Source organism: Candidatus Nanopelagicales bacterium, assembly GCA_030700225.1.
Lineage (GTDB): Bacteria > Actinomycetota > Actinomycetes > S36-B12.
In genome coordinates this window covers 1-7,880 of record JAUYJT010000032.1, presented here as the reverse complement: position 1 = coordinate 7,880, position 7,880 = coordinate 1, and the positions used below count along the sequence as shown (strand labels likewise).

Below are 7,880 nucleotides of genomic sequence, written 5' to 3'. Positions count from 1 at the left end.
GCGGACTTCTTCGCGGCAAGGTACGGCCCGGATCTGGTCAAGGCTTTCCGCAAGAAGTGCCAGCTCCTGGAAGCGGCTCAGGATCAGCAGGAGTTGCGCAACTACGCTTCCCTCCGCCTGGAGCAACTCCGAGGGAACCGGAAGGGGCAGTATTCGATCCGGCTGAACGCGCAATGGCGACTGGTCCTGCGATTCGAACGGTCTGAGGACGGGGTAGTGGTCATCGTGCGAGAGATCGTGGACTACCACTGAACTAGGTGATGGTGACAGGGCGAAGGAGAGGGAAGATGACCAGCGACACCGAGCAGCGTGCCGAGGTGTTTCCCGCCTGGGAGTTCCTTCGCGACGAACTCGACGCCCGCGAGTGGACGGTAACGGAGTTCGCCGAGATCCTCGGGCGACCCATTCAGGCAGTTTCGGAAATCCTCAACGGCCGCAAGTCCATCACTCCGGACACGGCCTCCGAAATCGCTGCCGCGACTGGAACGAACGCGAGCACTTGGCTTCGGTTGCAGGCCGACTACGACCTCGCGCGCGTCCGTCGGGCACCGGGTTCGACCCGACTGAGCGACGTTGAGCGTAGGGCGCGCCTGCGTTCCAAGGTGCCGCTGGCAGAGCTCCGCAAGCGTGGGATCGTCCCAAATGGATCGGTTCAGTCCCAAGAGCGAGCTGTCTGTGAGCTGCTTGGGATCCCAGACCTTGAGGCAAAGCCCTCACTGCTCGCTGCTGCTCGCCGGAACAATCACGGTGAGGCCGCGACACCCGTCCAGATCGCGTGGCTGGCCTGCTGCGTGAGGGCAGCTGAGCATTCGCCACCGCCGACCCGAGTGCGCGACTGGCGGGTGGAGGCCGGAACCCTGGGTTCCTCCCTGGCCCAAATACTGCGGAGTCCCCAAGACCTACGGGAACTACCTGCGACGTTCGCCCGACACGGCATTCAGCTGGTTCACGTCGAAGCATTCAAGGGGAGCCGAATCGACGGCGCTGCGCTCATCGTTCGCGGTGTGCCGGTAGTTGCGCTGTCTGGACGCCTGAGGCGGCTAGATAGCCAGGTCTTCACTTTGGCTCATGAGCTCGCTCACTTGAGCCTGGGCCATGTGGACAAGGGCTTCCGGCTGGACTTGGACCTGGCTTCGGGAGGGTCCGGTGGACTGGAGGCGAGGGCGAATTCAAGGGCTGCCGGGTGGATCTTGCCGCCCATCACGGTGACTCGCCCGATCTCCGCCGCGAAAGTGCATGAGGCCGCTCAAGCGAACAACGTCAGTCCTGCCGTGGTGGTTGGTCGCCTGCATCAAGACGGCGTCCTGCCGTGGACCCACTTGAACGGGCTCATCCCGAAGGTGACGGGCGAGTTGAGGCGCTGGCCCACCTATCCCCCGGCTCAGGCTGCTTGACGGCCTCCTCATGGCGCCCCGCGGCGGGAGCGCCAACGGGCGCGCGCAGTTCCGGTGCGCCAGGATGGAATGGCCGCGAACCGATACTCGCCGGGAGGTTCGCGTGCCCGAAGCTGCTTGCCAGGTAGTCGAGATCCGTTTGTGACCAGGCGGCCTTCAGGTCGCGGGTTCGATCGGCGTCGAGGTCGCCTTGGCTAAGTTTCGCGAAGTCCAGCATCTCGCCCCCTCAGTTGCACTGCGGCCTCGCGCTGCCGCGAGTCGCCGCTGGCCATCAGGTCGGCGTAGATGAGCAACGGCGGAACACTTCGGAACTTGTCCGTAGGTGTCGCCGACCCCTGCTCGCCGGGCTGCGTCCAGAACTTGCGGCGTATGAAGATGTTAGGCGGGCCGTCCGTGCGCCAGCGGTTCAGCACCGCCAGTTTCGGGTTCAAGTCCTGCGTGTACAGGGTGAGGGTGGTCGGGCGTAGGGATTCGGTCATCGCGGCCTCGCCGCTGACGAACAGGGAATCATCGCCCTCGGGCCTGCGTACATCGGAGATGCCTCCCGCGAAGTCTTTGATGCGAAGGGTCGGCGCAAGGCCGGTCGGGTAGGCGGCCGTCCAGTGGTCAACGAGCGTGCCCTCTTCGCGCCATCGGTGAGTACCGCCGTCACGGAGGTGCCCCGTGTGTTCCAACAGCTTCATTGTTGACTGCGCCTGGCCGACGGACACCCCAGCTGTCCTGCTGATCACCCGCACGGGTGCGTTCAACAAGTTCGGCCAGGCCAACAACCCGAAGATGACCTGTGCCCGTCGCGGGCTGAACAAGTTGGCCGCTCCGTCGGGATTCCTTTGCTCGACCAGATTGGATCTCGGGCGCCCACGGACATCAATCAGGACATCTGCGAACTCGATGTAGGCGTTGCCAGCCGCATCAAGGTAGTGGATGCCAGCCTGTCTATAGGCTGCGGAGCTTCGTGCGCCGATGTACTCGCCGACGACAAGGATGGGGTGTGTCCACCGATCGTGCATTCCGAGAAGGCTTCGATGAGTGAGTGTCATCGTCGGCAGGTATGCCAGCACGAACTCCTGCTCCGAGCCCTTTCGCCGTAGCCGAACCGCAGCGGGCACTCCCTCGAATGCGCTGGCCATCGCAGCGGTTGCGTCAGTTTCGATGCCGTACGCGGCAAGCCGGTCGAGGACCTGTCGCATTGTTTCGGACCGCATTAGGCGCTCCTGTTCAGCTTTGTAGCCTGTTCAGCATACCTGAACACATAGCGAAACTGAACAACGAGACTGGAATTGTTACGGCCGCCCGACGGCCGCCCGACTGGGGCCCGGCTGCCTCACTCGGTGGCGGGTCCTTCGTCCACCCAGTTGTCTGCCACGAGCCATACGATCTCAGTGGTGGCAGTCGTGTCCGAACCCCAGGTGCGACACGTACCGCTTCGAAAGGCGAACACGAGTCGAGTGTGGGTAGTCCGATCTGGCGAGGGCGGTTCGCTCTACGAGTGGGCGCGGCGGGAGTCAGCGGCGCCGGGAGTCAGCGCTGCGGGCATCATCAGCGGACTTTCCGCGATCGGGGGCTTGGCCGGTGGAAGAATGGCAGCTGGCGTCGGCATCCTCGTAGCCGCACCCGTCGTGGCGGCCGGTGCTGTCGGTGCTGGCATCTACTTCGGTGGGCGCAGTATCCGACGCCGCCGTCAGAGGAAGCGCGGTCCTGGCGAGAGTCCGCACTGCACGCTCGAGTGAGGCGACCCGGGCACAGTCGCGGAAGCCAGCCGAAGCGGGGAAGAACGGGGAGAACGATCTTGATTCTGGAGCGTGCAAATGACGACCGTTGAAGTCGACTTCGAGCGTCGGCGCGGCAAGCTTGTCAGGCAGATGCCGTCCGGCGACCAGGGCGCATGGAGTCGCTCCTGTTCGAAATGCGGCGGACTGTGGGGGCAGAACACCCAGCGACCAATGGGACGGCGTTGGCCTTCGTCGAGGTGACACCGGGCGGCTGCTAGGTCCTGCCGACTCTGGAGAAGTTGCGCCCGCCGAGCCTTGCCTCGGCGACGACAAGGTGCGCTGGGAATACCTGTCGTCGCTGGCGGAAGTGAGTCGGGCCGTTGGAGCTTGCCCGCCCGGAGCCGTCTCGCCGGACAAGGAGCGCGTGGTTTCCCGATACGGGGCTGCTTTGCGCGCCCCGATGGCACCGATCGGTGTCCACGATGCGGCTGGCCCACGCGACCTCCTTTGCGGACGTGCATCTACCTCTCGCGCGGGACGAAGGCATGCTACGAGTGCGGGTGGTCCGACGAATACGAGTCCCGAGATGATCCGTGGCTTGCGGAAGCCGACGCCACCGACGCGGAGTAGGCGGGGGCCAGCGTCACGGAACCGCCAAGACCGGCGTCTTATCCAGCGAGCCGACATATGATGCCGCTGCGATTGATATTCCAATAGCGCCTTCACGTAAGATGGTCGCATGGGACCTACCGAAGCGAAGATCACCAGCAGCGGACAGGTGTCGTTGCCAGCCGCACTGCGCAAGCGTTGGCACGCGGACTCAGTACTGGTCATCGATCGCGGCGACTACGCGATCGTGCGACCCATCCCGGCGGACATCCCCTCCGCGATCAAAGGGTCGATGGCGGGTCCGGGCCCGAGCGGTGATGAAGTGCGCGCCACCGAGCGAGCGGCCGAGGGTTCCGGTCGAGGTGTTCGATGACCGTCCTGGTGGATGCGTACGCCGTGATCGCATATCTGCGGGATGAACCCGCGTCCGATCAAGTCGCAGACCTTCTGCGCGGCCAAACGTTGTTGGCGGCGGTGAACGCCGCTGAAATCATGGACCAGATGGTCCGGGTCTGGCACCAAGACCCCGATGACGTCCAAGTCGCACTGGCGCTATTGGTCCGCAGCGGCATGACCATACCCGACGCAGGCGAAGTCACCGCCCTGGAAGCCGGAAGGCTGCGCGCGCGCCACTACGACAAGCGTTCCTGCTGTGTGAGCATGGCTGACTGCTTCGCCGCGGCGACCGCCCTGGCCGCGGGTGTTCCCCTGGCAACCTCAGATCCCGATCTCGTCGCACTCGTGCTCGCCGAGAACGGAAAAGCGCTTCCTCTGCCGGACGGGCGCGGGCACGTTCCCAAGGTCTAGGAGAGGGCTAGGCGCCTGCGATGACGACAAGCGGGCTTGTCGGCCCCTGTCCGTAGGCTGCTTGGCAAGCCCAGGGGGCCTGATGAACCAGGAGTTTCCGCTGAAGGAAGGCGACACCGCCACGACGGCCATGCTGAGCCTGGCAGTCGGCGGCTTTGTCCGCACTTGGATGGACTCTGGATCGTCCCAACTCTGGTCTGTGGCGGAACCCGACCTCCTGACAAGTATTCAGGGCCGCGGCATCATCGGGCGGACCCTGCGGGAGGAGGGGCGGTTCCGTGAGGTAGGGATGCTCGTCGAGGAGACGGGGACGCTGATGCTTCCGTCACGATTCCCCAAGCCCGCCGACGACGGCAGCTTCCAGCTCGAAGGCTCGGTTCTCCAGCTCTCCCCCGCCAGCGAGGTCGCCGGGTCTGTGGACGGCGAAGTCCTGGGGCTGCTTGAGCAGTCGATCCGCCACTGCCTGTCCAACGACGAGTTCCTCGTGGTCGAGAAAGGCGGCTGGGACTCGCCGACCGAGCCCTACTGCTTGTCCATCGTTGCGTCCGACGGCGACGACCTGGTCAGCGTGGTCGAGACCGCACCCGCCCCTCGTGGGTCGGGCCTGTGGTATCCGTACATCGTTCCCGGTCGCGAGGGTCAGAGCCTGAGTGTGCCCGCCTCGGCCGAGACCATCGCTCTCGCGCCACTGGCGATGATGTCCGCTATCTCGACGTGGGGCCTGCGGCCGTGGAACCTCGCGCTCACGTTCTGTCGAAGGTGACCCGCGAGGCGCTCTGACGCTCCCCCCGGGCAGGTCGGCCCCCGACCCGGGCAAGTGCCGGCCGATCGGCTGCTACGTGGCCGCTGACCACCTCGCCCGCCGATACGAGGAGGACCGATGAGCGCCAGTGAGATGACGCCCCAGCAGGAACACGCCTTCTGCGCCGCCCCTGAGAACCAGACCCCTCAGGGCTCGCCAGTGCGCCGCCGAGCCAAGCTCACCGCCGCCGTGCCGGTGCGGCTGCCCGAGGACGTCCTCGACAAGGTCCGGGCACGTGCGGCGCCGGAGAGGCCGCGCGGTGCTCCTGCGCCCACCGCCAGACACTCCCACCGTCGTCGGCTGGCTCTGGCCCACTTCGCGCTTGCGCACTCCGAGCGCATCCCCCATCAGCCAACGTGAGGACTGAACTCGGATTCGGCGACTCCGGTCCAGAACCGAACCGGACTCGCGATCCGCAACGTCCTGCGCCAACTACGGCCGCTGCGCTCAGCCACCATCGCGATCAACGGCACCGAACAGACCTTCCCGCCCGCCCGCCCGCCATCACCACCGACAAGCGAGCGACCCTCGACGCACTGAAACACGCACAACTCAGTCACTAACCCCAATGACCGAAGTCAGGTTGTATTGCCCGAACGCTTCCTTCACCTGCGGCAGCAAATCCTTGTCGAGGAACTGCGACACCTCGGCGCACTTGGCGTGCATGACACCGTAGAGCCCGAAGTCCAGGTCGGGCTGGTCGAGCTGAAAGAGCTCCTGCAGCAGGGTTTTCAGCTTGGCGTATCTCTGGCTCATCGGGGTTCCTGTTCGTTGTCGGTCCTGCTCGCCCTCATGTCAGCTCCCACAGGGCGCGGATGGGCACCGCGAAAAGCCCCTCGCCGAAGCCCACGCTGGCCTCACCGTCGTACAACACCACGCCGACGACAAAGCGCCAGCCCGCAGCATCCCGCAGCTTGCGCAAGCCGCGAAAATCCGCAGCCGTCACGGTCGCAGCGGCCTTCACCTCCACCCCGGCCAACTCACGTCCGCCACGCTCCAGCACCAGATCCACTTCCGCGCCGTCCTTGTCGCGGAAGTGATGGAAGCGGATGTCGTCGTCGCGCCAGCTCGCCTGTCGGCGCAGCTCCTGGAACACGAAGGTCTCCAGCAACTGCCCCAAGGTGCCACGATCCGCTGACAGCGACTCGGCGTCGAGCCCAAGCAGGGCGCACGCCACCCCCGTATCCCCAAGATGCAGCTTGGGCGTCTTGATGAGGCGGCTCAGCCGGTTACTGTGCCACGGCGGCAGGTGCTCGAGCAAGAAGACCCGCTCCAGCAGGGCCACATAGTCCTTGATGGTCGGGCGACTCAACTGAAACGGCGCCGCGAGATCGCTTACATTGAGCAGGCGAGCGGTCTGGCCCGCCGCCAGTGCAAGCAGGCGCGGGAGAGCATCGAGCGATGCGATCCGCGCCAGGTCGCGCACGTCGCGCTGGACCAGGGTCTCGATGTAGTCGCGGTACCAGGTTGCACGCCGGCGCGGCGTCGCCCGGGCCAGCGCGGCGGGGTATCCGCCCGCCGCGATGCGCGCGGACAGTTCCTTCCCCAGCCGCCCGTAGCTGCGCGCCTTGAAACGGCCCTCGAACAGCGCGTCGAGAAACCCCGGCGAGAGCCCGGCCAGTTCGCACTGGGCCAGCGGGTGCAGCCGCAGGATCTCCATTCTCCCGGCCAGGGAATCGGCGAGCTTCGGGACAAGCAGGACGTTCGCCGATCCCGTGAGCAGGAATCGCCCGGGGCGGCGCCCCCGATCAACGGTGGCCTTGATGGCGGTGAAGAGCGCGGGGACCCGCTGCACCTCGTCGAGGATGGTGTGCTCGGGCAGGTCGGCAACGAAACCCACGGGATCGGTTGTGGCCGCGCCAAGAGCCACGGCATCGTCGAAACTGAAGTAGGCATAGCCCTTCGATCCTGCGATCCCTTGCGCGAGGGTCGTCTTGCCGCTCTGCCGCGGCCCGTGGATCAGAACCACGGGCGCGTCGGCCAGCGCCTCGGCCAAGGCCGACACGGCAAGACGGGGATGGAGGGCGTGAGCGTTCACAACAGCCAAATGTGGACTACAGGGTCGGCTGATTGCAATGTTTGATAGCGTCCATATGAAACCTTAGGCTGCCGCTGGTTGCAATGGCCGAGAGGGTCCAAGAGATCCACAGCTCGGAAGTTGACTCGGAAGCGCGGGACGTTGTCGGCCTTCCGAGTCGGTCGGCTCGCGGGATGCCGCCGAGCCCCATCAAGCGACAGCCCACTGGATCGTGAAGAGCGCGTCGGTCGCGGTGGTCTGGGCAAGTCGACGTTCCAACGGTCGATCTCTTCCCACCATCGACCGGCCCATGCTACGCTGGTTTCACCCTAGGGGTGAAGGGGAGTGTGGTGCGAATTGCCTTCGAGGATCAAGACCTTGAACGCCTGTATCGAGATGCGGACTTCTTCGCGGCAAGGTACGGCCCGGATCTGGTCAAGGCTTTCCGCAAGAAGTGCCAGCTCCTGGAAGCGGCTCAGGATCAGCAGGAGTTGCGCAACTACGCTTCCCTCCGCCTGGAGCAACTCCGAGGGAACCGG

The 7,880-nt window shown here is 65.4% G+C and carries 11 protein-coding genes; 8 read left to right on the top strand and 3 right to left on the bottom strand.

The genetic code is table 11. From position 1 onward, the window contains the following. Positions 1 to 252: type II toxin-antitoxin system RelE/ParE family toxin (locus Q8P38_04605; GenBank protein MDP4013883.1), on the top strand; the 252-nt coding region annotated here is incomplete at its 5' end. A 35-nt stretch (positions 253 to 287) separates the two neighbouring features. Beyond that, on the top strand, positions 288 to 1,394 hold the full coding sequence (locus tag Q8P38_04600) for a HigA family addiction module antitoxin (GenBank protein ID MDP4013882.1): 1,107 nt from the start codon (positions 288 to 290) through the stop codon (positions 1,392 to 1,394). A gap of 194 nt (positions 1,395 to 1,588) precedes the next feature. On the opposite strand, the gene Q8P38_04595 is transcribed toward Q8P38_04600, so the two are convergent. Next, positions 1,589 to 2,599 (bottom strand): type IV toxin-antitoxin system AbiEi family antitoxin, encoded by a 1,011-nt coding sequence (locus Q8P38_04595; protein ID MDP4013881.1) that lies wholly within the window; start codon positions 2,597 to 2,599, stop codon positions 1,589 to 1,591. Positions 2,600 to 2,788: 189 nt separating this feature from the next. Between Q8P38_04595 and Q8P38_04590 the strand changes: the two genes are divergently transcribed. From Q8P38_04590 to Q8P38_04570, 5 genes are all read left to right on the top strand, one after another. Beyond that, positions 2,789 to 3,124: a hypothetical protein gene (locus Q8P38_04590; GenBank protein MDP4013880.1), complete on the top strand. Its 336-nt coding sequence runs from the start codon at positions 2,789 to 2,791 to the stop codon at positions 3,122 to 3,124. 721 nt (positions 3,125 to 3,845) lie between these two features. Then, positions 3,846 to 4,088: an AbrB/MazE/SpoVT family DNA-binding domain-containing protein gene (locus Q8P38_04585; protein MDP4013879.1), complete on the top strand. Its 243-nt coding sequence runs from the start codon at positions 3,846 to 3,848 to the stop codon at positions 4,086 to 4,088. Next, positions 4,085 to 4,522: a PIN domain-containing protein gene (locus tag Q8P38_04580; protein MDP4013878.1), complete on the top strand. Its 438-nt coding sequence runs from the start codon at positions 4,085 to 4,087 to the stop codon at positions 4,520 to 4,522. Before Q8P38_04585 ends, Q8P38_04580 begins: the two co-directional genes overlap by 4 nt. An 82-nt stretch (positions 4,523 to 4,604) precedes the next feature. Continuing rightward, positions 4,605 to 5,285 (top strand): hypothetical protein, encoded by a 681-nt coding sequence (locus Q8P38_04575; protein MDP4013877.1) that lies wholly within the window; start codon positions 4,605 to 4,607, stop codon positions 5,283 to 5,285. 117 nt (positions 5,286 to 5,402) lie between these two features. Beyond that, entirely contained in the window at positions 5,403 to 5,684 is a 282-nt protein-coding gene (locus Q8P38_04570; protein MDP4013876.1) for a hypothetical protein, read from the top strand. Between the two features lie 192 nt (positions 5,685 to 5,876). On the opposite strand, the gene Q8P38_04565 is transcribed toward Q8P38_04570, so the two are convergent. Continuing rightward, positions 5,877 to 6,080, bottom strand: coding sequence for a hypothetical protein (locus Q8P38_04565; GenBank protein MDP4013875.1), 204 nt, complete (start codon positions 6,078 to 6,080; stop codon positions 5,877 to 5,879). A gap of 34 nt (positions 6,081 to 6,114) precedes the next feature. After that, positions 6,115 to 7,320, bottom strand: a complete 1,206-nt coding sequence (locus Q8P38_04560) for an ATP-binding protein (GenBank protein ID MDP4013874.1) — start codon at positions 7,318 to 7,320, stop codon at positions 6,115 to 6,117. A gap of 368 nt (positions 7,321 to 7,688) precedes the next feature. Here Q8P38_04560 and Q8P38_04555 point away from each other — a divergent pair. Then, positions 7,689 to 7,880: type II toxin-antitoxin system RelE/ParE family toxin (locus Q8P38_04555; protein ID MDP4013873.1), on the top strand; the 192-nt coding region annotated here is incomplete at its 3' end.

Excerpts from the sequence above, each read along its gene's own strand:
- Q8P38_04600 (MDP4013882.1), top strand. The coding sequence starts at position 288 with ATGACCAGCGACACCGAGCAGCGTGCCGAGGTGTTTCCCGCCTGGGAG.
- Q8P38_04595 (MDP4013881.1), bottom strand. The coding sequence starts at position 2,599 with ATGCGGTCCGAAACAATGCGACAGGTCCTCGACCGGCTTGCCGCGTAC.
- Q8P38_04585 (MDP4013879.1), top strand. The coding sequence starts at position 3,846 with ATGGGACCTACCGAAGCGAAGATCACCAGCAGCGGACAGGTGTCGTTG.
- Q8P38_04580 (MDP4013878.1), top strand. The coding sequence starts at position 4,085 with ATGACCGTCCTGGTGGATGCGTACGCCGTGATCGCATATCTGCGGGAT.
- Q8P38_04575 (MDP4013877.1), top strand. The coding sequence starts at position 4,605 with ATGAACCAGGAGTTTCCGCTGAAGGAAGGCGACACCGCCACGACGGCC.
- Q8P38_04570 (MDP4013876.1), top strand. The coding sequence starts at position 5,403 with ATGAGCGCCAGTGAGATGACGCCCCAGCAGGAACACGCCTTCTGCGCC.
- Q8P38_04565 (MDP4013875.1), bottom strand. The coding sequence starts at position 6,080 with ATGAGCCAGAGATACGCCAAGCTGAAAACCCTGCTGCAGGAGCTCTTT.